At 63.0% G+C, this 26,254-nt stretch carries 25 protein-coding genes and 1 pseudogene; 20 read left to right on the top strand and 6 right to left on the bottom strand.

From position 1 onward, the window contains the following. The 3 genes and pseudogenes from prpB to MMB74_RS24245 all read right to left on the bottom strand — a co-directional run. Window positions 1–157, bottom strand: a pseudogene (gene prpB / locus MMB74_RS24235) (methylisocitrate lyase); the annotation flags it as partial. Further along, complete coding sequence (locus tag MMB74_RS24240) at window positions 154–1,167, bottom strand: aldolase/citrate lyase family protein (RefSeq protein ID WP_277431206.1); 1,014 nt, start codon at window positions 1,165–1,167, stop codon at window positions 154–156. The pseudogene prpB and the gene MMB74_RS24240, both read right to left, overlap by 4 nt. Window positions 1,168–1,375: 208 nt before the next feature. Then, window positions 1,376–2,359, bottom strand: a complete 984-nt coding sequence (locus tag MMB74_RS24245; RefSeq protein ID WP_277431207.1) for a malate dehydrogenase — start codon at window positions 2,357–2,359, stop codon at window positions 1,376–1,378. Between the two features lie 238 nt (window positions 2,360–2,597). Between MMB74_RS24245 and MMB74_RS24250 the strand changes: the two genes are divergently transcribed. The 9 genes from MMB74_RS24250 to MMB74_RS24290 all read left to right on the top strand — a co-directional run bounded on the left by MMB74_RS24250 (window position 2,598) and on the right by MMB74_RS24290 (window position 9,622). Then, the gene (locus MMB74_RS24250; RefSeq protein ID WP_277431208.1) at window positions 2,598–3,386 is read left to right on the top strand and encodes a GntR family transcriptional regulator; all 789 of its coding nucleotides are present in this window, start codon (window positions 2,598–2,600) and stop codon (window positions 3,384–3,386) included. 155 nt (window positions 3,387–3,541) lie between these two features. Further along, window positions 3,542–3,958: a succinate dehydrogenase, cytochrome b556 subunit gene (gene sdhC / locus MMB74_RS24255; RefSeq protein WP_277431209.1), complete on the top strand. Its 417-nt coding sequence runs from the start codon at window positions 3,542–3,544 to the stop codon at window positions 3,956–3,958. 5 nt (window positions 3,959–3,963) lie between these two features. Next, window positions 3,964–4,332, top strand: a complete 369-nt coding sequence (gene sdhD / locus MMB74_RS24260; RefSeq protein ID WP_277431210.1) for a succinate dehydrogenase, hydrophobic membrane anchor protein — start codon at window positions 3,964–3,966, stop codon at window positions 4,330–4,332. Between the two features lie 3 nt (window positions 4,333–4,335). Continuing rightward, the gene (sdhA, locus tag MMB74_RS24265) at window positions 4,336–6,111 is read left to right on the top strand and encodes a succinate dehydrogenase flavoprotein subunit (RefSeq protein WP_277431211.1); all 1,776 of its coding nucleotides are present in this window, start codon (window positions 4,336–4,338) and stop codon (window positions 6,109–6,111) included. A 28-nt stretch (window positions 6,112–6,139) separates the two neighbouring features. Continuing rightward, window positions 6,140–6,844, top strand: a complete 705-nt coding sequence (locus MMB74_RS24270; protein ID WP_277431212.1) for a succinate dehydrogenase iron-sulfur subunit — start codon at window positions 6,140–6,142, stop codon at window positions 6,842–6,844. A gap of 52 nt (window positions 6,845–6,896) precedes the next feature. Continuing rightward, a complete protein-coding gene (locus MMB74_RS24275; RefSeq protein WP_277431265.1) occupies window positions 6,897–7,196 on the top strand; it encodes a succinate dehydrogenase assembly factor 2 in 300 nt (99 codons plus the stop codon). A gap of 69 nt (window positions 7,197–7,265) precedes the next feature. Further along, window positions 7,266–8,570 carry a citrate synthase gene (gene gltA, locus MMB74_RS24280; RefSeq protein ID WP_277431213.1) on the top strand — a complete coding sequence of 435 codons (1,305 nt, stop codon included), beginning with the start codon at window positions 7,266–7,268 and terminating at the stop codon, window positions 8,568–8,570. 234 nt (window positions 8,571–8,804) lie between these two features. Beyond that, window positions 8,805–9,089, top strand: coding sequence for a hypothetical protein (locus MMB74_RS24285; RefSeq protein WP_277431214.1), 285 nt, complete (start codon window positions 8,805–8,807; stop codon window positions 9,087–9,089). An 8-nt stretch (window positions 9,090–9,097) separates the two neighbouring features. Further along, window positions 9,098–9,622 (top strand): DNA-binding protein, encoded by a 525-nt coding sequence (locus MMB74_RS24290; RefSeq protein WP_277431215.1) that lies wholly within the window; start codon window positions 9,098–9,100, stop codon window positions 9,620–9,622. Window positions 9,623–9,749: 127 nt separating this feature from the next. Here the strand turns inward: MMB74_RS24290 and MMB74_RS24295 are convergent, their stop codons facing one another. Beyond that, on the bottom strand, window positions 9,750–10,235 hold the full coding sequence (locus MMB74_RS24295) for a GNAT family N-acetyltransferase (protein WP_277431216.1): 486 nt from the start codon (window positions 10,233–10,235) through the stop codon (window positions 9,750–9,752). A 317-nt stretch (window positions 10,236–10,552) separates the two neighbouring features. Here MMB74_RS24295 and MMB74_RS24300 point away from each other — a divergent pair, with 317 nt between their 5' ends. The 3 genes from MMB74_RS24300 (at window position 10,553) to MMB74_RS24310 (ending at window position 13,990) form a co-directional block, all read left to right on the top strand. Beyond that, window positions 10,553–11,218 (top strand): GntR family transcriptional regulator, encoded by a 666-nt coding sequence (locus tag MMB74_RS24300; RefSeq protein WP_277431217.1) that lies wholly within the window; start codon window positions 10,553–10,555, stop codon window positions 11,216–11,218. Continuing rightward, a complete protein-coding gene (locus MMB74_RS24305) occupies window positions 11,202–12,467 on the top strand; it encodes a dicarboxylate/amino acid:cation symporter (protein WP_277431218.1) in 1,266 nt (421 codons plus the stop codon). Before MMB74_RS24300 ends, MMB74_RS24305 begins: the two co-directional genes overlap by 17 nt. Window positions 12,468–13,261: 794 nt before the next feature. Continuing rightward, window positions 13,262–13,990 (top strand): SDR family oxidoreductase, encoded by a 729-nt coding sequence (locus MMB74_RS24310; RefSeq protein ID WP_277431219.1) that lies wholly within the window; start codon window positions 13,262–13,264, stop codon window positions 13,988–13,990. 77 nt (window positions 13,991–14,067) lie between these two features. On the opposite strand, the gene MMB74_RS24315 is transcribed toward MMB74_RS24310, so the two are convergent. Continuing rightward, window positions 14,068–16,851, bottom strand: coding sequence for an EAL domain-containing protein (locus MMB74_RS24315; protein WP_277431220.1), 2,784 nt, complete (start codon window positions 16,849–16,851; stop codon window positions 14,068–14,070). A gap of 302 nt (window positions 16,852–17,153) precedes the next feature. Between MMB74_RS24315 and leuC the strand changes: the two genes are divergently transcribed. Genes leuC through leuB form a run of 4 tightly spaced genes read left to right on the top strand, consistent with a single transcriptional unit; the run spans window position 17,154 to window position 20,475 of the window. After that, window positions 17,154–18,563 carry a 3-isopropylmalate dehydratase large subunit gene (leuC, locus tag MMB74_RS24320; RefSeq protein ID WP_277431221.1) on the top strand — a complete coding sequence of 470 codons (1,410 nt, stop codon included), beginning with the start codon at window positions 17,154–17,156 and terminating at the stop codon, window positions 18,561–18,563. Between the two features lie 4 nt (window positions 18,564–18,567). Further along, a complete protein-coding gene (locus MMB74_RS24325) occupies window positions 18,568–18,711 on the top strand; it encodes an entericidin A/B family lipoprotein (RefSeq protein ID WP_277431222.1) in 144 nt (47 codons plus the stop codon). A gap of 5 nt (window positions 18,712–18,716) precedes the next feature. Continuing rightward, window positions 18,717–19,367: a 3-isopropylmalate dehydratase small subunit gene (gene leuD / locus MMB74_RS24330; RefSeq protein ID WP_277431223.1), complete on the top strand. Its 651-nt coding sequence runs from the start codon at window positions 18,717–18,719 to the stop codon at window positions 19,365–19,367. A 40-nt stretch (window positions 19,368–19,407) separates the two neighbouring features. After that, window positions 19,408–20,475 carry a 3-isopropylmalate dehydrogenase gene (leuB, locus tag MMB74_RS24335; protein WP_277431224.1) on the top strand — a complete coding sequence of 356 codons (1,068 nt, stop codon included), beginning with the start codon at window positions 19,408–19,410 and terminating at the stop codon, window positions 20,473–20,475. Here leuB and MMB74_RS24340 read toward each other — a convergent pair. Then, window positions 20,427–20,825 (bottom strand): hypothetical protein, encoded by a 399-nt coding sequence (locus MMB74_RS24340; protein WP_277431225.1) that lies wholly within the window; start codon window positions 20,823–20,825, stop codon window positions 20,427–20,429. The two genes, leuB and MMB74_RS24340, sit on opposite strands and share 49 nt — an antisense overlap. Window positions 20,826–20,834: 9 nt before the next feature. Between MMB74_RS24340 and asd the strand changes: the two genes are divergently transcribed. The 4 genes from asd (at window position 20,835) to MMB74_RS24360 (ending at window position 26,201) form a co-directional block, all read left to right on the top strand. Next, entirely contained in the window at window positions 20,835–21,956 is a 1,122-nt protein-coding gene (asd, locus tag MMB74_RS24345; RefSeq protein WP_277431226.1) for an aspartate-semialdehyde dehydrogenase, read from the top strand. Window positions 21,957–22,175: 219 nt separating this feature from the next. Continuing rightward, a complete protein-coding gene (locus MMB74_RS24350; RefSeq protein ID WP_277431227.1) occupies window positions 22,176–24,695 on the top strand; it encodes a FimV/HubP family polar landmark protein in 2,520 nt (839 codons plus the stop codon). A gap of 8 nt (window positions 24,696–24,703) precedes the next feature. After that, window positions 24,704–25,513 carry a tRNA pseudouridine(38-40) synthase TruA gene (truA, locus tag MMB74_RS24355; RefSeq protein WP_277431228.1) on the top strand — a complete coding sequence of 270 codons (810 nt, stop codon included), beginning with the start codon at window positions 24,704–24,706 and terminating at the stop codon, window positions 25,511–25,513. Continuing rightward, the gene (locus MMB74_RS24360) at window positions 25,506–26,201 is read left to right on the top strand and encodes a phosphoribosylanthranilate isomerase (protein ID WP_277431229.1); all 696 of its coding nucleotides are present in this window, start codon (window positions 25,506–25,508) and stop codon (window positions 26,199–26,201) included. The genes truA and MMB74_RS24360 overlap by 8 nt, the downstream gene beginning before the upstream one ends. The last annotated feature ends 53 nt before the right edge of the window (window positions 26,202–26,254 follow it).

Here is a 26,254-nt window from a genome sequence, read left to right on the forward strand (position 1 = left end):
CGCCGCCGGAGAGGTAGACGGCTTTGAAGCCGGTGGCCTGCGCCATCTTGGCCGCATAAGCGGTGATCGTGCCGACGACTTGCAAGGGCTGCTCTTGCGCTACGGCGGCGCGGAACGCCGCGCCGGCCGAACCGACAGCTGAGGGTTGTGCAGTCATGATGTCCCCGGGGGGCTAGCGTGAGTGTTGAAAAGGGGCGCGGCTTCGGGCGGCAGCGGCCGGCCCGTTGCACGCGCTCGACGCAGCACCGACCAATAGAAACGGTAGCTCGCGCGATCGTGCAGTGTATCGCCGTGGCGTGTGGGACCCCATTGCGCGGCTTGAGCCGCAAGCAGAATCTCGGCCGCGGCGGCGATCGCCTCGTCACGCGGCGCGAACGCGCCGACGATAACAGGAACTTGTGCGGGGTGGATGCTCCACATGCGGGTGTAGCCGAACTCGTCGCGTGCTCGTGCGGCATCGGAGGCGACGACCGACATGTCGCGGATTTCCGTGCTGACGTTGTGCGAGGGAACGCGCCGGTGTGCGTGGCAAGCCGCCGCGATTTCGAGCTTGGCGCGCCGCACGAGCGGATGATCGAACTGCCCCGGCGAGCGCATCGCCGAATCTGGAATCGCGCCTTCGTGCGCCGAGACGAAATCCATCAAGCCGAACGAGAGCGATTCGACTGTCGGCAGCGACGCGAGCCGGAAAACATCCGCGAGCGCACCGTGTGTTTCGATCAGAAGCTGAGTGGGAACGGGTTTTTCGATCCCGAACTCGCGACGCGTCGCTTCGATGAACGCGCACATCTCGGCGGCATCGGCCACGTTGCGCACCTTCGGGAGCACAACGTACGCGGGCGCGCGCTTGGCCGCGCGTAGGATGAGCCGAACGTCGTCGCGCCAGTGCGAATGGGTGAAATCGTGAATGCGCACGCCCACGCGCCCGAAGCGATCGTGCTCGCCGCCGATCAGCGAGGCAACGAGTTCGGCGTGCTCGGCTTCATGGCCGACCGCTGCGCCGTCTTCGCAATCGAGCGTCACATCGAAAACGGGCCCGAGCTGCACCTGCAGCGCGAGCGATTTGAGCATCAGCTTTTCGCTTCCCGCATAGTGATCGCATACGGGCAAGGGCGCGGGCGGCGCTTCGCCATCGAACAGCACTTCCGCGGGAGTGAGGGCGCGCATCGTCGGCGTTGGCAGCTTCAATCGTTACGAGAAAACGGATTCGAACGGGCTCTGCTTCGTGCCGCGTGCGAAGCGGCCAATTGCCGCAAAGCGCGTGCGAATCCGGACGAAAGGCCGGCGCCGGTTGCCTGCGTGAAAATGACGCAGTGCGCGGCGTCGGCCTCTCGAGCGGCATGCCCGCCTGCGCGGGCGATGCCGGGCGCGGCGATCAGCCGAGCAGATGTTGCACGCCGTCGCGCTCTTCGAGGAGTTCTTTCAGCGTGAAATCCATCTTCTCGCGCGAGAAGGCGTCGATCTCGAGGCCTTCCACACGCTTGTATTCGCCGTTTTCGCAGGTGACGGGCACGCCGTAGACGATGTCTTCGGGGATGCCGTAGGAGCCGTCCGACGGGATGCCCATCGTGACCCACTTGCCGTTCGTGCCGAGCACCCAGTCACGCACGTGGTCGATTGCCGCATTGGCAGCCGACGCGGCCGACGACAGCCCGCGGGCTTCGATGATCGCCGCACCGCGCTTGCCGACGGTCGGGATGAACACGTTGCGGTTCCATTCGTCGTCGCTGATGAGCTTTGCCAGCGATTGACCTTCGACCGTCGCGAAGCGGAAATCGGGGTACATCGTGGGCGAGTGATTGCCCCACACGGCGAGCTTTTCGATCGAAGCGACGGGCTTGCCCGACTTCGCTGCGAGTTGCGAGAGCGCGCGGTTGTGGTCCAAGCGCAACATGGCCGTGAAGTTTTTCTTCGGCAGATCCGGCGCCGACTTCATGGCGATGTAAGCATTCGTGTTCGCCGGGTTGCCCACGACGAGCACCTTCACGTCGCGGCTCGCCACTTCATTGAGCGCACGCCCTTGAACGGTGAAGATCTCGGCGTTGGCGGAAAGCAGATCCTTGCGCTCCATGCCCTTCGAGCGCGGACGCGCGCCCACCAGCAGCGCGACGTCGGCGTCCTTGAACGCGACCTTCGGATCGTCCGTCACGACCACGCCCGCGAGCAGCGGGAATGCGCAGTCTTCGAGCTCCATGACGACGCCCTTGACCGCGCCTTGCGCTTGCGGGAGGTCGAGCAGTTGCAGGATGACGGGCTGGTCCTTGCCGAGCAGATCGCCATTGGCGATACGAAACAGCAGCGAGTAACCGATTTGACCTGCGGCGCCGGTGACGGCAACGCGCTTTGCGGACTTAGCCATTGAACTCTCCAGGGATGCGTTGGTGCGTTTTGGTGCGACTACGCTAGGGAAAAGCGCTATTTTATGCGCGTTAAGCAAAGCGTGTAGGCGTAGTGTCCCAAGACACTCGGCCCGTGCCCGCGACGGAGTGTAGGAGCGAGGCAGGGCAAAGTCAACCGTATCTTATGTCTTATATAAGACATATGAATTTGCGCCGAAGATCTGGACGGGTGTGCGCCCTTTGTGTTGAAATGCGCGGATGAATCCGAACCAGGCAAGCGCGAGCAACCCGAACGGCCAGAGCGGCGACGGCCCGGCCGCGGGCGGGGCTTCGCCTACGTTCAGCCCCCTGTATCAGCAAATCAAGGGGCTGATCACGCAAAGCCTGGAATCGGGCGAATGGAAGCCGGGAGAGATCATTCCCAGCGAAGTCGAGCTGGCCGTGCGCTACAAGGTGAGCCAGGGCACGGTGAGAAAGGCGATCGACGAACTCGCGGCCGAAAACCTGCTCGTGCGTCGCCAGGGAAAGGGCACGTTCGTTGCGACGCACAACGAGGACCGCGCCCAGTTTCGCTTCTTGCGGCTACTGGCCGAGGACGGCGCGGAACATCCTCACATCAGCAAGCTGCTCGAATGCCGGCGCTTGCGCGCCCCGGCCGAGATCGCGCGCCAACTGGATTTGAAGCCGGCCGACCCCGTCGTCCTGATCAAACGGTTGTTGCAGTTCGACGGCGTGACGACGGTGCTCGACGAAATCTGGTTGCCCGGCGCCGTGTTCCGCGGGCTGACGCTCGAGCGCCTGAGCGAATACAAAGGGCCGCTGTATGCGATGTTCGAAGCGGAGTTCGGCACGCGCATGATTCGTGCGTCCGAGAAGATCCGCGCGGTGGCGGCCGAGCCGGCGGTAGCCGAGTTGCTCGGCGTGCCCGCTGCATTTCCACTGTTATCCGTGGAGCGCGTGTCCTATACCTACGGAGATCGGCCTGTCGAAGTGCGCCGCGGTTGGTATGTCACAACCGGGTACTACTATCAAAACGACTTGAGCTGATGGGGGTTCGCGCGCCGCGCAGACGGCGCCGGACGGGGTGGGGATGGGCGCGTTCGTTGCACGCAATGCAACGGTGTTATCCGGGTTTCGCTGCGCCGCGGAATGAAAAGGCGCTAAAATCGCGGGTTAGTGTGACTACATAGTAGGGGTCTAGCATGGCAGAAGCCGTAAAAAAACCGAGGCCGGAGTACCGGAACATCGGTCTGGGGCAAATCTTGACGGCGTACCGTCTACCGTTAGCGGGGCGCGTGTCGATCCTGCATCGAGTCAGCGGTGCGCTACTCTTCCTGTTTCTGCCGTTTCTGCTTTACCTCTTCAGTCAGAGCCTCACCTCCGAACTCAGCTTCGAAGTCTTCAAAGATTTTCTCTCCAACATTGTCGTCAAGCTCATCACGCTCGCGCTGGCATGGGCGTTCCTCTTTCACTTCTGCGCCGGTATCCGTCATCTGGTGATGGACACGAATCATGACGCCGTGTCCAAGGAAGGCGGCAAGCGCACTTCCGTGATCGTCTTGGTGGTGTCGTCGGTTCTGACGATCGCCTTCGCGCTCAAACTATTCGGAGCTTTCTAAGAAAAATGGCAGCCAACAACCGAATCGGCTCGAAGCGCCTCGTCGTCGGCGCGCACTACGGCTTGCGCGACTGGCTCGCACAACGTCTCACCGCCGCGATCATGGCCATCTACACCGTCATCCTGCTCGTCTGGTTCTTCGGCGCGCAAGACTTCTCCTACGACGGGTGGGCCTCGATTTTCGCCACTCAATGGATGAAGCTCGCGACGTTCGTCACGTTGCTCTCGCTCTTTTACCACGCGTGGGTGGGCGTGCGCGACATCTGGATGGACTATGTGAAGCCCGTCGGCACCCGGCTGGTGCTGCAAGCGCTGACGATCGTCTGGCTGCTCGCGTGCGCGGGCTACGCTGCGCAGATTCTCTGGAGAGTGTAAAGAATGGTTGCAATCAAGAATTCTCTGCCGCGTCGCCGCTTCGACGTGGTCATCGTCGGCGCCGGTGGTTCGGGGATGCGCGCGTCGCTGCAGCTCGCACGGGCCGGGTTGTCCGTGTGCGTGCTCTCGAAGGTGTTCCCCACGCGTTCGCATACGGTTGCAGCGCAAGGCGGCATCGGCGCATCGCTCGGCAACATGAGCGAAGACAACTGGCACTACCACTTCTACGACACCATCAAGGGCTCGGACTGGCTCGGCGATCAAGACGCGATCGAATTCATGTGCCGCGAGGCGCCCAATGCCGTTTATGAACTCGAGCACTTCGGCATGCCGTTCGACCGCAACGCCGACGGCACGATCTACCAGCGTCCGTTCGGCGGTCATACGGCCAATTACGGCGAGAAGCCGGTCCAGCGAGCTTGCGCGGCGGCAGACCGCACCGGCCACGCGCTGTTGCACACGCTGTATCAGCAAAACGTCGCAGCGAAGACGCAATTCTTCGTGGAATGGATGGCGCTCGATCTGATCCGCGATGCGGACGGCGACGTGCTCGGCGTGACGGCGCTCGAAATGGAAACGGGCGACGTCTACATCCTCGAAGGTAAGTGCACGCTGTTCGCCACGGGCGGCGCGGGCCGTATCTTCGCGGCGTCGACCAATGCGTTCATCAACACGGGCGATGGTCTGGGCATGGCTGCGCGTTCGGGCATCGCGCTGCAGGACATGGAGTTCTGGCAATTCCACCCCACGGGGGTGGCCGGGGCGGGCGTGCTGATCACGGAAGGCGTGCGCGGCGAAGGCGGCATCTTGCGCAATTCGAACGGCGAGCGCTTCATGGAGCGCTACGCGCCCACGCTGAAGGACTTGGCCCCGCGCGATTTCGTTTCGCGTTCGATGGACCAGGAAATCAAGGAAGGCCGCGGCGTGGGTCCGAACAAGGATCACGTGTTGCTCGACCTGTCGCATATCGGCGCCGAGACGATCATGAAGCGTCTGCCGTCGATTCGCGAAATCGCGCTGAAGTTCGCGAACGTCGATTGCATCAAGGAGCCGATCCCCGTCGTGCCGACGATCCATTACCAAATGGGCGGCATCCCGACCAACATCCACGGCCAAGTGGTGGGCACGCCGCGCGGCCACGAGGAAGTCGTCAATGGCTTCTACGCCGTCGGCGAATGCTCGTGCGTCTCGGTGCATGGCGCGAACCGCCTGGGGACGAACTCGCTGCTCGACTTGGTGGTCTTCGGCCGCGCTGCCGGCAATCACATCGTCAAGCACGTCAAGGAAATCAAGGAGCACAAGCCGTTGCCGGCCGACGCGGCCGATTTGGCCCTGTCGCGCTTGGACAAGCTCGACAAGTCGACTTCGGGCGAATACACGCAAGCGATCGCCGGCGATATTCGTTCGACGATGCAATCGCACGCCGGCGTGTTCCGCACCTCGAAGCTGCTGGCCGAAGGCGTCGAGAAGATCAAGGAAGTCGCCGAGCGCGTGGAGCACGTGCATTTGAAGGACAAGTCGAAGGTGTTCAATACGGCCCGCGTCGAAGCGCTCGAGCTCGCGAACTTGATCGAAGTGGCCCGTGCGACGATGGTTTCGGCCGAAGCGCGCAAGGAAAGCCGCGGCGCGCATGCTCAGAGCGATTACGAGGAGCGCGACGACGTCAACTGGCTGCGCCACACGCTGTGGTTCAGCGAAGGCGATCGCCTCGATTACAAGCCGGTGCATATGAACCCGTTGACGGTCGAATCCGTGCCGCCGAAGGCCCGTACCTTCTAAGCCGGCGCAATCCAAGGACACACGCGAAATGGCAACACGTACTTTTGAAATCTACCGCTACGACCCGGACAAGGACGCCGCGCCGCGCATGCAGACGTATGAGCTCGAGATCGGGCCCGGCGACCGCATGCTGCTCGATGCGCTCGTCAAGCTGAAGGCGCTGGACGAGACGCTGTCGTTCCGCCGCTCGTGCCGCGAGGGAGTATGCGGCTCCGACGCGATGAACATCAACGGCAAGAACGGCCTCGCATGCCTGACGAATCTGAACGATCTGCCGCAAAAGATCGTCCTGCGTCCGCTGCCGGGGCTGCCCGTGGTGCGCGATCTGATTTGCGATTTCACGCAATTCTTCAATCAGTACCACTCGATCAAGCCGTACCTGATCAACGACACGCCGCCGCCCGAAAAGGAGCGTTTGCAGTCGCCGCAAGAGCGCGACGAACTGGACGGCCTTTACGAGTGCATTCTTTGCGCGAGTTGCTCGACGTCGTGCCCGAGCTTCTGGTGGAACCCAGACAAGTTCGTCGGTCCGGCAGGGTTGTTGCAGGCGTACCGGTTCATTGCCGACAGCCGCGACCAAGCCACCGGCGAACGCTTGGACAATCTCGAAGATCCGTACCGTCTGTTCCGTTGCCATACGATCATGAACTGCGTCGATGTGTGCCCGAAGGGCCTCAATCCGACGAAGGCGATCGGCAAGATCAAGGAATTGATGGTTCGTCGCGCGGTCTGAGATGAGACTGGATCTTCCGCGCTCCCTGTACGCGCCGGCTCCCGACGATTCGATTGGCGCGTCCGGGAGCGGCGCGGCGCATACTGATGCCTCGCATCAGTCCGACCCCCTTCGCCGTGCGCGCCTTCGTTGGCGCTCGCGGCGAGGGTTGCTGGAAAACGACCTGATCTTCGAGCGTTTTTTCAGCCGATACGAGGATAGCCTCAGCGATGACGACGTGGGCGCGCTCACGCGTCTGTTCGAGCTGGGCGACAACGACCTGATGGACTTGCTTCTCGCTCGCAAGGAACCGGAAGGCGACCTTTCCGACCCGGACGTCGTCCGGGTGCTGGGGCTGTTGCGCGCCGTTTGAGCGCCGTATTGCTGGACGCGCCGCGCGCGCATGATCGGAAAACCCGTTCCAACTTCGATTGAGGATGCTATGACTCCGTCAGATGTTAAAGCCACGCTCTCGTTCAGCGACAATTCGCCGAGCGTCGAACTGCCGATCTACAAGGGCACGATGGGCCCGGACGTAATCGACATCCGCAAGCTGTACGGCCAAACCGGCAAGTTCACGTACGACCCCGGCTTCATGTCGACGGCCTCGTGCAACTCCGCCATCACGTATATCGACGGAGATAAGGGCGAGCTGCTCTACCGCGGCTTCCCGATCGACAATCTCGCGCAAAACGCGGACTTCCTCGAGACGTGCTACCTGCTGCTCAAGGGCGATCTACCCAACGCCAAGCAGAAAGCGGAATTCGTGGGCACGGTGACGCGCCACACGATGGTGCACGAGCAAATGCAGTTCTTCTTCCGCGGTTTCCGTCGCGATTCGCATCCTATGGCGATTCTGGTGGCGTCGGTCGGCGCGTTGTCGGCGTTCTATCACGATTCGCTGAACATCAACGATCCGCATCACCGCGATGTCTCGGCCATTCGCATGATCGCGAAGCTGCCGACGCTGGTCGCGATGGCGTACAAGTACAGCATCGGCCAGCCGTTCGTCTATCCGAAGAACGATCTGTCGTATAGCGCGAATTTCATGCGCATGATGTTCTCGAATCCGTGCGAGGAGTACAAGATCAGCGACGTGCTCGTGCGCGCGCTCGATCGCATCTTGATTTTGCATGCCGACCACGAGCAAAACGCTTCGACCTCGACGGTTCGTCTGGCCGGCTCCTCGGGCGCCAATCCGTTCGCTTGTATCGCCGCGGGTATCGCTTGCCTGTGGGGGCCCGCGCATGGCGGTGCGAACGAGGCGGCGCTGAACATGCTCGAGCAAATTGGTTCGCCCGACAACATCTCCGAGTTCATCAAGCAGGTGAAGGATAAGAACTCGGGTGTGAAGCTGATGGGCTTCGGCCACCGCGTGTACAAGAACTACGATCCGCGCGCGAAGCTCATGCGCGAAACGTGCCATGAAGTGCTCGAGGAACTCGGCCTGCACGATGATCCGCTGTTCAAGCTCGCGATGCAGCTCGAAAAGATCGCCCTTGAAGACGAATACTTCGTTTCGCGCAAGCTGTATCCGAACGTCGACTTCTACTCGGGCATCGTTCAACGCGCGCTCGGGATCCCGACGTCGATGTTCACCTGCATTTTCGCGATGGCGCGTACCGTTGGCTGGATCGCTCAATGGAACGAGATGATTTCGGAAGCGGAGCAGAAGATCGGCCGTCCGCGTCAGTTGTTCATTGGCGAGACGCCTCGCGAAGCTAAGCCTATCGGCCAGCGCGCCTAACCGCGCAGACGCGGCTGCGCCGGCAGGACAAGCCGGCATGAATCGATAAAGCCCCGACGGGTCGTCCCGTCGGGGCTTTTGTCTTTTCGACGCGCCGTGATGCTTGGGCGAGGCCCTAGCCCATTTGGCGGACTCACGCTCGGATGGCTCACCCGGTACGCTTCATTCGTCGACCAACCAAAGGTTGTCGATTGACAACTCAACCAGCGAGCGGTATTCTTGCCGCGTTGACGAATGCAAAGACCACATCCGAAGAAGGAAATCGAAGCAGCACTCGTGTATGCCGAAGCCCGTGGCTGGCGCGTCCAGCCAAAGAGGGGCAACGGGCATGCTTGGGGAAAAATGCTTTGCCCGTACAACGATGCCGACTGTCGCTGCGGAGAATTCTGCATCACCAGTGTGTGGAGTACCCCGCGCTGCGCAGCCAATCACGCGAAGGACTTGAAGCGCATTGTCGATCACTGCGCTTTGGCGCAATGGATCGGCGCTTTGACATCGCGTAAAGCTTCAAACACTTAGGAGTACGAATGAAATACAGTTTTACACTCAAATATCAGTTGGGGGACGCCGACTCGGATCACGAGCAAATCGTCGAACGTCTTTTTGAAGCGGGTTGCGACGATGCTACGATCGGCGTCGGCCAGGCGGGGCGAATCGCACTTGCATTCACGCGTGAAAGCACGGACGCATGGTCGGCGATCTATACGGCGCTGCGCGATGTCAAGCGAGCGATCGTTTCGGCGCGCCTCGTCGAGGCCGGCCCCGACTTCGTCGGCCTGACCGACGTTGCCGATGTCGCCGGGGTGACACGCCAAAACATGCGCAAGCTGATGCTCACACACGCATCGCAGTTTCCGCTTCCGGTGCATGAAGGCAATCCGTCTGTGTGGCATCTTTCGGACGTGCTCGCTTGGCTCATGAGCCGTGGCGGCTATGCCGTCAGCGTTGACCTCATCGAGGTCGCAAAGTCGACCAAGCAAGTCAATTTGGCCAAGGAGGCGCGCGAGCTCGAGCCGCGCGTCACACGTCAATTGTCGGCACTCGTGGCGTGAGCGCGAGCCAGCGCACGCGTAGTGTCAGAGTGGCAACGAACCGTAGTCGCCGCCAGTGCTGCTTCCGGACGTGCCGGCCAACGCGGTCGGCAGCGCGCCGATTGTCTGGCCGAATAGCCTGTCCTACTTATTCGACATCGCAAATCGGCTTACCGGGCAACACATAATGCATTTCGTAGAACAGCAGGTCGCCTCTCGAGGGTAAGGTAAAAGGGGGAGACGAAGATGTGAAGCCGAGCGCCTCGTAGAATCCGCTGGCTGATTCGCGCGCGGTGCACCAAGCGAGCCTGCCGCCGTGCTGGCGAGCATGGTCGAAGCACAGCTTGATCAAAGTGCGGCCGAATCCAAATCCTCTCGCCTGGGGCTCGACGGCCACACCGCGCAAGCGCCAAGTCGAGTCGCTTTGCGATCCGGGCAACGCTTCAGCGCACACCGTTGCGACGGCGATGATGCGTTCCGGATCGTAGACGGCAATGTGCAACGTTGTCGGTTCGTCGTCGCCTCGGAAGCGGCACGGGTTGGCCGGGTTGTCGAGAAGGATCGTGCGTCGTAGCGGGATAACGTGCTCCACCGATACGGCGTGTATGGAAAAGAACGCGGGGCTATCGGGCATAGCGAATCTACTTTGTCGGTTATTTGCGAATCTTTCTAATGTTTTACATATAGATTCGAGCGTGTAAGACCATTTTATCTATCATACAGTCGCCCAATGTGCGAGGGATAGTGCAATATGCTATGGAATTGACCGCCTCCGGTTGCTTGATCGATCGCTCGCTGGCTCGATTACTGGCGCCGTTGCGCACAGGGGTACCGGAATTGGTAGTGCGTTTATACTCCCAGGATTATCAGGGTCCATTTCGTTGTACGAGAGCGTACCCTCTTGGCCGACGGAATAATTTTTCGGAAATAACGAACCAATTGAGATCTCAGATGGCGGCAGACCGTCAATCCGATACGCAAACGGCTTATACGCAGATCCGCTCTCGAATTCTCGACGGGCGCCTTGCCCCTGGGTATCCCCTTTCACCGCGCAATATGGCCGACGAGTTGATGCTTGGCCATATGCCTGTGCGTTCGGCGATCCAGCGCCTCGTGGTGGAAGGGCTGGTCGAGGTCATTCCTCGCAAAGGCACCTACGTGACTGCCCCGACCAAAATCGACTTACGTGAAATATTTGAAGTGCGGCTTGCATTGGAGAGCACGGCGGCCTATTTGGCGGCGGTGAGCGGGCCGACCGACGGTTTGGCGGCCGCGGCGCAGCAGTTACGCCGCATTGTCGATGAGGGGTCGTCCGATCTGATGACAGAGCAGCGCATCGGGTGGGTCTTTCATCAGGAGCTGTTCGCCGCCGCAAAAAACGATCGGCTCTACACCTCCTACAGGATGTTGCGGGCCCAAACGGGGCTTGCCCTCAACGAGTTGCATCGGGATGATGCTGCGACCGTGCGCCGCGGCACGTTGGAGCACCTCAGCATCTACGCATCCATTCAAACAAGAGAGCCGGAAGCTGCACGTCGGCACATGTGGAATCACATCCTGGATGGCACCGACGCCAGAATCAAACTCATCCGAGGGCAACATGGCAAACCAGCGTAAAGGGATTCTTTCCGTTCCCGTGCAGATGGTCGCAGGGCTCGTGCTCGGTGCGTTGTTCGGCATGTTCGTGCCGGCTATTGCGACGAAGCTGTCGTTCCTATCGGCCATGTTCGCCCATGCGATAAAAATGGTCGTCATGCCGTTGATCCTCCTGTCGGTCACCGTCGGCACATTCCGCGCCGGTGCGCAGCGCGGCCGCCTGGGGCGTACCGCGGTGCTCAGCATCGCATTTTTCGTCGTGGCGACGTTCGTTGCGGCCGCGCTTGGTCTCGGGCTCAATTTTCTGTTTCACCCGGGCGTAGGCGCGAGCATGACCGAGACCGCCTCGATGCCGAAGAATCTGGCCGGGGGCGTCGATTGGATGCAGTTCGTGGTCGATCTCATACCGGCGAACGTCGTGTCGGCGCTCGCCGCCGGCAACTCGGTCCCCGTGCTGGTGTTCGGCGTTTTGCTAGGCGCCGCGTTGGCTGCCGTGCAAGATAAGGCGGGCCCGCTCGTGGCGGTGCTAGATTCGATGCTCGCCGCACTGTTCAAGTTGACCGATTGGGTGGTCGCATTTTCGCCGGTCGCCATTTTTGCGACGCTGGCTGGCTTGCTTGCCTCCAAGGGCACGTCCGCGTTGACGCCGTTGCTCAAGTTGCTCGGCGTCGCTTACCTTGGCATGGCGATTCTTGCGATCTTGTTGACGCTGATCGTCAAGGCCACGGGGCTTTCGGCGCGAGCGGTGGTGAAACACGTGAGCGAACCGCTGATTCTCGCGTTCACGACGCGTTCATCGGAAATCACGTTTCCGCTGCATTTGAAGAAATTGACGGAAATGGGCGTGCCGCAGCCTATTGCATCGACAATTCTGCCGCTTTCGTACATTTTCAATCGCGACGGTGCGGTGCTCTATACCGCGTTAGCCGTCGGTTATTTGGCCGACGTCTATCACTTGACGTGGAATTGGCCTCTCGTATTCACGATTGTCGTGCTGACGACGATCATGATCGATGGCGCCGCCAACGTGCCGTCAGGGGCGGTTGTCGCGATTACCGTCATTCTGGCAGCCATCGGTCTGCCTGCGGAAGCTGTGTTGCTGATTCTCGGCGTCGATGCGTTCTTCGATATGGGCCGCACGGCATTGAATGTCTATGCGAGCACCGTCGCGACGGCATTTGCGCTGCGAGTTTCGGGCGAGCCGTTGCAGCCGGCGCTCGAGCGAAGCGACCGCTCGCAAGCGCTGGCGTCGTTACGCGGGAACGCTTAAGGGCGCAATGGTTCCAGCCGTTACTGCCCGCTGGTACGCGGTGGCAAACCAACCGAACGTTCTCGATCCCTCATGGCACGCGCCGCCGGTGTCGTGTCCCGCCTGCCAGTAAAGCTTTGTTCAGGCCTCGGACGCAGGCGGCCTCGTCGCGCTCAAGTCGCCCCGTTTTGCGGGTCTGAATGCAAGCGCCGTCGCGTTCGATCGCATAGACCCGGCAATCCGAGTGCGACTTTTGCCATTCGATCGAGATCTGACCGGTCCCAGCGCCGACATCCCAGAGGCACTTCGTATCGGGACTCAGCTTGCTGAAGATGAGCGATTTGATGTTGGGGTGCGCCAGCGTCCCCCCGGGGCTTTCTTGTATCCGAGCTCTGTCATCGTTCTTCTGGTTCGCTTCGAGTGCATGTCGGCATGGCTCGTCGACTGCGAAATGGGATATTAGCCTTTGCCGACGTTGACGGCCCGCCGATAGCAATAGGTTCGAGGCTGCGCGAGCGGCCAGACGAGGGCGGGCATAGAGCCGCCAAGCGCATTGAACTGCTGGCGCACGGTGAACCGGTCGTTGCGTCACGCCTTCATGATCACTCTGGAGTCCCCTTGACAACTCGCTCGCTGAGTACGATCATTTGCTCGTAAATAGAGCAAATGATCGTACTCGGCATCCGGCCGCTGCGAGCCGGTCTGTGCTGCGACGCCGCAAAGTGCCGTTTCATTAGTCGCGATTGCGGCTGTCTACCCATCACCGCTGCTCGATCGAGCCGGCGACGACGACCAACCAAAAAAGGGCGGAGACGATGTCAGGAGAATTGCAGGGAAAAGTCGCTGTCGTAACCGGCGCAGCGTCGGGAATCGGGCGGGCGAGCGCCGATGCGATGTTAGCGGCCGGCGCACGCGTCGTGCTGGCCGATCGCGATCAAGCCGCGTTGGCTTCGCTATGCGGTGAACGCGGCGAGGCCGCCATGCCGCTCGTGATCGATCTGCTCGATCCGAAAGCGTGCGCCGCACTCGTGCCGCGCGCGCTCGAAATGGCGGGACAGATCGATATCCTGCATGCCAATGCGGGAACCTACGTCGGCGGCGATTTGGTCGACGCACAGAGCGAGGCGATCGATCGAATGCTGCACCTGAATATCAACGTCGTGATGAAGAACGTCCATGACGTCCTGCCGCATATGATCGAGAGGCGGACCGGCGACATTATCGTGACGAGTTCACTGGCCGCACATTTCCCCACACCGTGGGAGCCTGTCTACGCTTCGTCGAAATGGGCGATCAATTGTTTCGTGCAAACGGTGCGTCGTCAGGTCTTCAAACATGGCATACGCGTCGGGGCGGTCTCGCCCGGCCCCGTCATCAGCGCATTGCTCGCCGATTGGCCTGAGGAAAAACTCAAAGAGGCAAAAGACTCGGGCAGCCTGATCGAAGCCGACGAAGTTGCGTCGGCCATCCTCTTCATGTTGACGCGGCGGCGCGGCGTGACGGTCCGCGACATCGTGCTGATGCCCACCAACTTCGATCTGTAACGCCCGCACGCCCAACGCTGCGACGTCCACGGCATGTCATGCCTCGACGCGCTCATGCGGCGAGCAGGCTGCGCGGATCATCGATCGCTTACGGCGGAGGCCGCCGCGTATGCGATCGGCGATGCGGCCTCGAATCTCGCGAAGTAGGCCGGAATCTCTGCGGCAGGCAGCGGCTTGGCGAAATAGTAGCCCTGCATCACATGGCAGCCGCTCGCCCGGAGGAACGCCAGTTGGTCCGCGCTTTCGACGCCTTCGGCCACGATGTCGAAATCCAAGTTGCGCGCGAGCGCCAGGACGGCGCGGATGATCGCCTCGTCCGTGCGATTGACGCCGATTCCGCGGACGAACGACATATCGATCTTCAGCCTATCGGCGTGGAACGTGCGCAGATACGACAAGCTCGAGTAGCCGATGCCGAAATCGTCGATCGCGATCGATAGACCCATCTGGTTGAGCGTGTGCAGCGCCGGAAGTGCTCCGGGCACCACCAACGCGCTTTCCGTGATCTCGAGCTCGAGCTGGGGACTGGCGAGCTGCGACGCCGCGAGCGCACGTCGCACGACGTCGCAAAAATCCTCGCGCGCGAGCTGACTGGGCGAAACGTTGACGGACATTCGCAATCGCGGATAGATGTGCGCCCACTGTTTGGCTTGCGCACAAGCGGTATGGAGGACCCATTCGCCCATCTGTTCGATCATCCCGTTCTCTTCGGCGAGCGGAATGAACGTGGACGGGCTCACCGTGCCGATCTGCGGGTCCCGCCACCGGATCAGCGCTTCGACGCCGCATAGACGGTGCTCGCGCACGTCGATCTGCGGCTGATAGACGAGCTCGAATGCGTTCCGATCGACGGCATCGCGCAACCGGCGCAATAGCGCGATTCGCTGATCTGCCGCGTCCGCTAGATTGCGTTTGAAGCGCTCGATGCCGTTTCGGCCTCGCCCTTTGACCTCGTACATCGCAAGATCGGCATGCTTGAGCAGCGTTTCGGCGTCTGCGCCGTCCGCGGGGTAGCACGCTACGCCGATGCTCATCTGCACGCGCAACTGGGTATCGTCGAGGGAGACGGGCGCTTCGAAGGCGTGCGTGACGCGCTCGAGCAGCGCGGCAAGCCTGCCGTCTTCGTGCGGCCGACCGAGCATGGCCACGAACTCGTCGCCCCCATAGCGCGTAACGACGCTGTCCGAGCCGAGGCAAGCGGACAGGCGTTCCGCGACCTTGCGCAATAGGCGGTCGCCAGCGCCATGACCAAGGCTGTCATTGACGTCCTTGAAGCGATCGAGGTCCATGAAGAGCAACGCGAACCCGCGCTCCTCTTTGATCGCTTGGTCGACCAGCTCGCGCAACGTCAGCCGGTTCGGCAGGTCGGTCAGCGCGTCTCGGCGCGCTTGCATGACGACCCGGTCCCGAGACTCGATCAGCTCGGTCAGATCGCTGACCACCGTGATGTGGTACGCGAGCGCGCCGCGCTCATCGGATACCGATGCCATATCCATCTGATTCCAGAACGGCGCGCCGTTTGCGCGCCGGCTCTGCAGTAGCACGGTCGAGTCGCTTCCCTTCGCTATCGAGGCGCGAATTTGCGGAAGCAATTCGCGCTCGCTGCGTCCTCCGCACAACGATGCGTAGTCGTGGCCGATCATTTCGGACAGCGCGTAGCCCGTTATTCTTTCGAAGGCCGGGTTGGCGTATTCGATCACCTCGCCGTCCTCCTCCGCCCGGCTGATCAGCACGCCATTGCCGATGGCGTCCAGAGCGCGGCTACGCAGCCGCAATGCGAGTTCGGCGCGCTTGCGCTCGGTGACGTCGATGGCGGTGATGAAGCATGCCTTGCGTTTGGCGTAGGTAAGGAAGTGAAAGGAAAGATCGACATAGACCGGCGTTCCATCCGCGCGCCGCTGCCGGCATATGCCCGCCGCTCCGCTCGAGGTGGCCGTCGAATGCATCTTGCTCAGATCGCGACGAAATGCCGCCATGTCGGCTTGCGCATAGAGCGACGCCATGTTGCGTGCGCACAGGTCGTCCCGGGTGGTGCCGTATTGCGTTGCCGCCGCGCGGTTCGCGGTGATGATCTGCAGTGTGTCCACGTCGAAGATTAGCATCGGCAGCGGATGATGCTCGAAGTACCCTTGGAAGCGCCGTTCGTGTTCCTCGGCGATGACGCGCACGCGTTGCCGCGCAAGGCCTTCGCGATAGTGGGCGATGAACGCGTAACCGAGCAAGGAGCAGGCCACGAGTGCACTGAGCGCGAGCACGATCCCCTCGATTTCGATGTGCTGGTTGGCGCTTTCGGAGCCGGCGTGCAATATCGCGGTTTGCGCCTCCCTCAAGCTGGCGAGCTGTGCGACGATCTGTTCTAGCAACCGGTTCGCATCGAGCAGCCGTGCGCTATCCACGGACGCGCGTTGGCCTTCCAGGCGAGCGTTGACGGAAATTTCGGCCAGTTGCCATGCCCAGCGCGCGGTTTCCTCGCGCAGGAGGCGAACCGTCGCCGCATCTTTCGGGCTGTTCGCATAGCCCTGCTCCAATTGCTGGAACGAAGCGACGGCGGCGCCTACGCGCGCGACCGGCCACGCGAAGGACGCCTGGCGAGCGGTGCCGAAGCCTTCTAGAAAATCCGCATTGGCGCGCAGGTAGATGGTTTGGAGCACATCGATCTGATTGCGTAGGCCCGCTGCGTGAATTCTGATTCCGTCGACGTGCTCTCTCCACAACAGCGTGTATCCGGTGCCGACTGCGAACATGCCGATTCCCGCCAGCACCAAGGCAACGGTGAGCGGAAGCCGGCTGGCCGCATGGGTATGGCGCTGCCACCATCTCATCGCGAGGCCGGCGAGGTCGAAAAAGCGGGCGAATTTCATCGGATCGAACTAAGGGCGCGTAAAAGCACAGGCATGGGGAGACGCGCAAAGGGAAACACCGGCGACCAGCCGCACTATGCTTCCCTACCCGTATATCGGTCGCCGGCAAAAATACTTCAGTGAGCGATCACCCTAATGGCTGCGCCGGCGTACCCGGGAAGATATGAACCTGGTACTGGAACTACCAGCCAACTCACTGTTTTTTATCACTTTTTCCGGATGCGCCGGTGTCGCGGCGGCGGTCGGCGTGGCATAATCGACCGCACCGGGAATTGCCCGTTGCCACGATTACCGCGCATACCATGTCAAAGACTCTCTACGACAAGTTGTGGGACTCGCACGTCGTCCATACCGAAGAAGACGGCACGACGTTGCTCTACATCGATCGTCATTTGCTGCACGAAGTCACGAGCCCGCAAGCGTTCGAAGGGCTCAAGCTCAACGAACGTCCGCTGTGGCGCGTGAGCGCGAACCTGGCGGTGTCGGACCACAACGTGCCGACGACCGATCGCAGCCACGGGATCGCCGATCCCGTATCGAAGCTGCAGGTCGATACGCTCGATGCCAACTGCGACGCCTACGGCATCACGCAATTCAAAATGAACGACATGCGCCAAGGCATCGTTCATATCATTGGTCCCGAGCAAGGCGCCACGCTGCCTGGCATGACGATCGTGTGCGGCGATTCGCATACGTCGACGCACGGCGCGTTCGGCGCGCTCGCGCACGGCATAGGCACGTCGGAGGTCGAGCACGTGCTCGCCACGCAAACGCTCTTGCAAAAGAAGAGCAAGAACATGCTCGTCAAGGTCGAGGGTCCGTTGCCGCGCGGCTGCACGGCCAAGGACATCGTGCTCGCCGTGATCGGCAAGATCGGCACGGCCGGCGGCACGGGCTACGCAATCGAATTCGGCGGCTCGACCATCCGCTCGCTGTCGATGGAAGGCCGGATGACCGTCTGCAACATGGCGATCGAAGCCGGCGCGCGCGCAGGCATGGTCGCCGTCGACGATACGACGATCGACTACCTGAAGGGCCGGCCGTATTCGCCGCAGGGCGTCGAATGGGATCACGCCGTCGAATACTGGCGCACGTTCGTCTCCGATCCGGGCGCGCATTTCGACCGGGTGGTCGAGATCGACGCGGCCCACATCGTGCCCCAAGTGACCTGGGGCACTTCCCCGGAGATGGTGACGGCGATAGACGGCCGGGTGCCGGATCCGGAGCGCGAAAAAGATCCGGTCAAGCGCGGCGCGATGGAGCGTGCGCTGCAGTACATGGCGCTCGAGCCGAACGTGCCGATGGAGTCGATCAAGCTCGACAAGGTGTTCATCGGCTCGTGCACGAATGCACGCATCGAGGACATCCGCGCCGCTGCGTACGTGGTGAAGAAACTCGGCCGCCGTGTCGCGTCGAATATCCGGCTGGCAATGGTCGTGCCGGGCTCTGGGCTCGTCAAGGCGCAGGCCGAACGCGAAGGGCTCGACAAAATCTTCGTCGATGCCGGCTTCGAATGGCGCGAGCCCGGTTGTTCGATGTGCCTCGCGATGAATGCCGACCGGCTCGATCCGGGCGAGCGTTGCGCCTCGACTTCGAATCGCAATTTCGAAGGGCGCCAAGGTGCGGGCGGGCGCACGCACCTCGTGAGCCCGGCGATGGCCGCGGCTGCCGCGATCGAAGGTCATTTCGTCGACATTCGCAAATTGGGGTGAGGTGATGAAAGCTTGGACGTTCTGGCGGCGCGCCGCATCGATTGCGCTTGCCGGTACCTTGCTGGGCCTCGCGGGCTGCAACACGGTTGCCGGGTTCGGTCAGGACATGACCGATGCGGGCCACGCCATCAAGAAGGCTGCGGAGTAGAGAACATGGATAAATTCATCGTACATACCGGGCTCGTCGCGCCCCTCGATCGAGAAAACGTCGATACCGACGCGATCATCCCGAAGCAGTTCCTGAAGTCGATCAAACGCACCGGCTTTGGGCCGAACCTGTTCGACGAGTGGCGTTACCTCGATCATGGGGAGCCCGGCCAGGACAATTCGCGCCGGCCGCTGAACCCCGACTTCGTGCTCAATCAGCCGCGCTATCAGGGCGCATCGGTGTTGCTCGCCCGCAAGAACTTCGGTTGCGGCAGCTCGCGCGAGCACGCGCCGTGGGCGTTGCAGCAGTACGGCTTTCGCGCGCTGATCGCCCCGAGCTTCGCCGATATTTTCTTCAACAATTGTTTCAAGAATGGCGTGCTGCCGATCGTGCTTTCGGAGCAACAGGTCGATCATCTGTTTAACGAGACCTACGCGTTCAACGGCTATCAATTGACGATCGACCTCGAAGCGCAGCGTGTGCGCACGCCCGATGGCCGCGAGTACGCATTCGAAGTCGACGGCTTTCGCAAATATTGCCTGCTGAACGGTTTCGACGACATCGGCCTTACGCTGCGTCACGCCGACAAGATTCGCGCGTTCGAAGCCGAACGGATCGCCAAGCAGCCTTGGCTCGGCCACCGAATCATCGGCTGAAGCGACAAAACGGCAAACCGACAACCCGATAGGACTCCTAATGAAAATTGCTGTGCTCCCCGGTGACGGCATCGGCCCGGAAATCGTCAAGGAAGCGGTCAAGGTGCTCGATGCGCTCGGCGAAAAATTCGAGATGGAAGAGGCGCCCGTCGGCGGCGCCGGTTATGAGGCGAAAGGGCATCCGCTGCCCGAATCGACGCTGGCGCTCGCGAAAGCGGCCGACGCCATCTTGTTCGGCGCGGTGGGCGATTGGAAGTACGATTCGCTCGAACGCGCGCTGCGCCCCGAGCAGGCGATCCTCGGATTGCGCAAGCATCTCGAGCTGTTCGCCAACTTCCGCCCGGCGATCTGCTATCCGCAACTGACGGGCGCGTCCTCGCTCAAGCCCGAAATCGTCTCGGGCCTCGACATCTTGATCGTGCGCGAACTGAACGGCGACATCTATTTCGGCTCGCCGCGCGGCGTCCGGCAAGCGCCGGACGGTCCTTTCGAAGGCGCGCGCGAGGGTTTCGACACGATGCGCTACTCGGAGCCGGAGGTGCGGCGCATCGCGCACGTCGCGTTCCAAGCGGCGCAAAAGCGCGCGAAGCGGCTGACCTCGGTGGACAAGGCCAACGTGCTCGAGACGTCGCAGTTGTGGAAGGACGTCATGATCGACGTGGCGAAGGAATATCCGGACGTCGAGTTGTCGCATATGTACGTGGATAACGCCGCGATGCAGCTCGTGAAGGCGCCGAAATCCTTCGACGTCATCGTGACGGGCAATATGTTCGGCGACATTTTGTCCGACGAGGCGGCCATGCTCACGGGCTCGATCGGCATGCTGCCGTCGGCATCGCTCGATCGCAACAACAAGGGCCTGTACGAACCCTCGCACGGCTCAGCGCCCGACATAGCAGGCAAGGGCGTGGCCAATCCGCTCGCAACGATATTGTCGGCGGCGATGATGCTGCGCTATTCGCTGAACAGGGCGGAACAGGCCGACCGGATCGAGAAGGCGGTGCAGAAGGTGCTCGAGGCGGGCTACCGCACGGGCGACATCGCCACGCCGGGTTGCCGTCAGGTCGGCACGGCGGAAATGGGCGACGCGGTGCGCGCGGCGCTCTGATCCGCGACGGCGTTTCGTGCGGCCGGGCGTCGTTGCTCCGTTCGCACGAAACCGCTGAAATCAAGGTTTTTTTGCTGGATCGCCTGCACCGGCTGGCGCGCCGATGTGGATTTTTCGTGTAGACTGTGCCGATGGCGAAATTGTCCCCAATCTCCTCGATTGAAACCCCGCACGGCGATACGGCCCGTGCGGGCGGGTTCGCCATGGCTGGCGTCGTCGGCATTGCCGGCGCCATCGCCATTATTACGATTACCCCCAAAACGATCACGAAACGCTGATCGTCCGTCGTGCCCGCTCGTCTTCCCCGCGCGGTCACGCCGGGCAAAGTTGCGGGGAAGCGTCCACTCCAAGGGTTAGTCATGAACGTAGGTCTCGTAGGTTGGCGCGGCATGGTCGGCAGCGTCCTGATGCAGCGGATGCAGCAGGAAGGCGATTTCGATCTGATCGAACCGGTGTTTTTCAGCACCAGCAACGTGGGCGGCAACGCGCCGTCGTTCGCCAAGAACGAGACGAAGCTCAAGGATGCCAAGAGCATCGACGATCTGAAGAAGTGCGACGTCGTCATCACCTGCCAAGGCGGCGATTACACGAACGAGGTGTTCCCGAAGCTGCGTGCGGCGGGCTGGAACGGTTACTGGATCGACGCTGCGTCGTCGCTGCGGATGGCTGACGACGCCGTCATCGTTCTCGATCCGGTGAACCTGGACGTGATCAAGGACGCACTCGTCAAAGGCACGAAGAATTTCATCGGCGGCAACTGCACCGTCAGCCTGATGCTGATGGCGCTCGGCGGTTTGTTCAGCGCGGACCTCGTCGACTGGATGACGGCCATGACGTATCAGGCGGCCTCGGGCGCGGGCGCGCAAAACATGCGCGAGCTGCTCTCGCAAATGGGCGCATTGCACGACGCCGTCAAGCCGCAACTGGCCGATCCGGCCTCCGCCATTCTCGATATCGACCGCCGCGTGCTCGAAACGATGAATTCCGACGCGATGCCGACGCAGCATTTCGGCGTGCCGCTGGCCGGGTCGTTGATCCCCTGGATCGACAAGGATCTCGGCAACGGCATGTCCAAGGAAGAGTGGAAGGGCGGCGCCGAGGCCAACAAGATTCTCGGCAAGCCTGCCATGGGACAAGCCGGTTCGATTCCTGTCGATGGCCTGTGCGTGCGCATCGGCGCGATGCGCTGCCACTCGCAAGCGCTGACGATCAAGCTGAAGAAGGACGTGCCGCTCGACGAGATCAACGGCATCCTCGCAGCGGCCAACGATTGGGTGAGGGTCGTGCCGAACGAGCGCGAAGCATCGATGCGCGAATTGTCGCCCGCGGTCGTGACGGGCACGCTGTCGGTGCCGGTCGGCCGGTTGCGCAAGCTCGCCATGGGCGGCGAATACCTGTCCGCGTTCACGGTGGGCGATCAACTCCTTTGGGGCGCCGCCGAGCCGCTGCGCCGCATGCTGCGCATCCTGTTGGAGAAGTAAGCTGCATCGCGCGGGGCAGTCCGCCACGGGCGCCGAATCGAGCCGCCCGCCATGCCTCGCAGTGGTTTTGACCGGGTTCCTCACGTAAACTATGCGGCTACGACGCAGAGGAACCCCGAAAAGGCGTCGCCTTGTCGCGACGCCTTTTTCATTGCCGCAGCAAATGTTGGTCTCTCCCAAACGCCATATTGAGGCGCGCTTGACGCGCGTGACATCTTCATGACAACACGTTCGACGCGTCGCACCGTCCCGCTCGCGATCGCCGGTCCGGCGCTCGTCTTCGCATGGCTCGTCGGCGCGTCGCCGCGTGCAATGGCCGCGCCCGCCGCCGTGGCCCCCGCCACCGCCTCGAGCGCCCAAGCAGCGACGCCGGCCGTTGCTCCCGGAACCACTCAGTACGCGGTGAAGCCCGGGCAATCGCTCGCCGACATCGCCGCGGCCGCCACCCAGTCGCACGACAAGGCCGTGCTCAGCCGCGCGGCGAAAGTCATTTTCGATGCCAATCCGTCCGCGTTTTCGCGCGGCGATCCTAGCTTGTTGAAGTTGGGCGCCGTGCTGAATGTGCCGCCGCTCGATGAGACGGGCGCGCTAGCCAAGAGCGCGCCTGAGCCGGCCGCGCCAGCCGCGTCAAGTGCGCCGAGTGCGCCGAGTGCGCCGAGCGCAGCTTCGACGGCTGCCGCGGCTTCGCAGGCTGCTGCTGCCGGCGCGAAGGCAAGCGGCGCGCAATCGGCGGCGCCGGCATCGGCGCCCGCGGCGGCCGTATCGCAGGCATCCGCTGGCGCGGGTGCCGCGGCGCCCGCCAAGCCGGTGGCGTCGCCCGCGACGCATCCGCAACCGAACGTTCCGGCAGCGGTGGCTGGCGGGCATGCATGGAGCGGAGCGATCGAGTCCGCGCCCAGCGCTGCGTCGAGCGCGCCCGCGGAAGCAGTGGCAAGTGCGACCCAGGAGTCCGCGGCCGGCGCTGCCTCGGCCGCCGCGGCCAGTCAACCGGCAGCGAGCGGTGCGGCAACGGCCGGCGCTTCGACTGTCACCGCCGCGAGCGCGGCGGGCAAGGCGGGAGCTTCCGCCGCCACAGCGGCCGCCATGGCAGCGTCACACCCCAAAGTCTCGAGCCTGCAGCAACTACTGACGCTCAAGAACAGGGTGTTGATGGAATTGCAGCGGCACGGGTTCGGAACGTCTTCGTCGAGTCGTTCCGGCGCGACGGGCAATGCACCCGTGGGCGCATCAGGTTTCGCTGCCGCGCCGCCCGCGTCCGGCGTGGTTGCGCCTGCCCCAGGACCTTCGCGCGCCGCGGCTGCCGCCAATCAGCGTTTCATCAGCGTGGGCGGTTACGGCGTAGCGCGCGACGACATCCCGGCTATCGCCGCCATGGCGGCCGCTGTGGCGGCAGCGCTGCTCGTTTTGCTCGTCGCGCTCGGCATGAGCCGGCGCAAGCGGCGCGCAGCGGTTGCATCCGCGGCCTCCACCGGTGGCGCCGCGAGCGCGGCGCCGGCGGCCGAGGAGAGCGAGAGGGCGCGGCCGCCGGCCAGGCCGGCTACGCCGGCGGACGACCCCATCGAAGCTGAATTTCTGAGCATCCTCGCGCGAAATCCCACGAGCAAACGTGCGCTGATGGGGCTCGCCGGACGTTACGCCGAGCGCGGGAACGTGCGCGGGTTCGACGAAATCGCGCAACGCATCTATCGCCTTTCCGGCGGGCGCGGTCCGAACTGGGTCCACGTTGCCGCGCTCGGCCGTCAGCTCGATCCGGAGAACTCGATGTTCGCGCTTCCAGCCGCCGAAAGCGACGAATCCGGCTTGGCTGAGACGCAGGACGGTGGCGCGGCGGAGGAAACGACGTCCGAGGCGAGCGCGTCGTCGGAATGGCCGCGCGCGGATGAGCCCGAGCAACGCCCCCGTGCCGAGGTGCCGGTCGAGCACCCGCCCGAGGGCGCGACGGTTCCGGAGTTGACTGACGTCATCGCGCAGCCGCAACCGGGCATCGAGCCGGAACCCCAGCCCGAACTTCAGCCGGGACCCCAGCCGACATCCTCGCCGGAATCAACGCCTGCGATCGAAACCGCGCCCCAAGCAGCGCAAGCGCCTGCGGCACACTCCGAATCGGAGCATGAGCAGGAACTCGAAGCCGAATCGGGCGAACCGGCAAGTGCATCTCGCCCGGATGCAACGCTTCCGCCGGAAGCCGTCGCGGCGCTAGGCGCCCTGGACCTCGGTTTGCCTCCGCGCGCTGAGCCCGGCCCCAATGCGTCGGTTCCATTTCATGACATGGAAACGCACGAACAGGCCGGGACCGAATCAGCCCAGAGCGAGCCGTCGCCGCAAGTAACCGCAGCGGCCGCGCCGCATGAGCCGCACGCGGAGCCTTCCGCGCAGCACGAGCCAAAGGCGAACGCGGCCCACGAGCCCGAAGCTGCCCCTGCCGAGCCGCTAGCCGCGCCTAGCGTGACAGGGCTGGGCGCTGCGCCGGTCGGGCCGCTCAAGCTTTCGTTCAACCTCGATCTCCCGGGTGCGGACGCAAGCGAAGGCGCAATGGCCGCCGCCGCGCCGTTGCCGCAATTCACGCCCGAGCAACTCGCCAAGATCGCGCGCAACAAGCTCGATCTCGCTGCCGAATATATCGCGCTCGGCGATCTCGGCGGCGCGCGCACGCTGATTCACGAAGTCATCGAGTCCAACGATGCGGCTACGCGAGAGGACGCGCACGCGTTGCTGGCGACGCTAGCGCCGCTTTCGTGACGGCTACCATGCGCATCGCTCTCGGGATCCAATACGACGGCACCGCGTTTTGCGGCTGGCAGTCCCAACCTCACGGCAAGACTGTGCAAGACGCGTTGGAGCGCGCGCTGGCCGATTTCGCTTGCAAGCCGTTGCCGACGGTCGTCGCGGGCCGCACGGACACGGGGGTGCATGGGCTCGGGCAGGTGGTGCATTTCGACACCGATCTCGATCGCGAGGACTTTTCCTGGGTGCGCGGCACGAACGCCTTCCTGCCGCCGACCGTGGCCGTGCTGTGGGCCAAGCGGATGCCCGATGCTTTTCATGCGCGATTTTCGGCGTTCGAGCGCACTTATTACTACATGCTCTACGTGAATGCCGTCCGCTCGCCGATGCTGGCAGGGCGCGCGGGCTGGATTCATACGCCGCTGGACCTCGAGGCCATGCGCGCCGCCGCGCGGTGCCTGCTCGGCGAGCACGACTTCTCGGCGTTTCGCTCGTCGGAGTGCCAGGCCAAGACGCCGGTCAAACATCTCTACGAGATCGACATTCGCCAAGCGGGCGACATCATCCACTTTCGTTTTCGGGCGAACGCGTTCCTGCATCACATGGTCCGCAATCTGATGGGCTCGCTCGTGGCCGTAGGCCGGGGGCGCTACCCGGTGCCGTGGCTGGCCGATGTGCTCGCAAGCCGCGACCGCAACCGCGCCGCGCCGACGTTCATGCCCGAAGGCTTGTACCTGGCCCATGTCGGCTATCCCGAGGTCTTCGCGGTGCCGCCCGCGCCCCTCGGCAGCGTACCTTGGAGCGGCATTTGGAGCGAGTCAAGCCATGTCTAGCGCCGTCCCCGTTTCGCCCGCCGCCGGCTCGATCCCTCACCGCACGCGCATCAAGCTGTGCGGGTTGTCGCGCCGGGCAGACGTCGAGCTAGCCGTCGATCTCGGAGCCGATGCGATCGGCTTGGTCTTCTATCCGCCGAGTCCGCGCTCGGTCGGCGTCGCCGAGGCGATCGACCTCGCTCGCGCGCTGCCGCCTTTCGTCTCGATCGTAGGCTTGTTCGTGAATCCGACCGTGGACTGGATCGGTGAAGTGGCGAGCAACGTGCCGCTCACCATGCTGCAGTTTCACGGCGACGAAACCGCCGCGCAATGCGAGGAGCTAGCGAGCGTGGCCGGGTTGCCTTGGCTGCGCGCATTGCGCGTCGCGGCGGATACGCAGCCCCGCGATTTGGTAGAATCGGCGCTTAACTATTCGTCAGCCGGCGGCTTGCTCTTCGACACGCTCGTCGAAGGCTATGGCGGCGGCGGGAAGACATTCGATTGGTCACTTATTCCAGCAGAGCTCGCGCGTCGGGCCGTTTTGAGTGGTGGGTTGAACGCGCAAAACGTCGGTGACGCCATTCGGCGCGTGCGCCCGTACGCGGTCGATGTGTCGAGCGGCATCGAAGTGCCGGGCGCCAGGGGCGTGAAGGATCCCGCCCGAATGGCGGCGTTCGTGCGTGCAGTGCGCGCAGCGGACGCCGAGTGAAAGCCTAGGCGGCGCGGCCGGACGTGCCTCGCCGCCGCTGCGAAGAGTGACAA

This window comes from Trinickia sp. Y13 (assembly GCF_029522115.1).
GTDB lineage: Bacteria > Pseudomonadota > Gammaproteobacteria > Burkholderiales > Burkholderiaceae > Trinickia.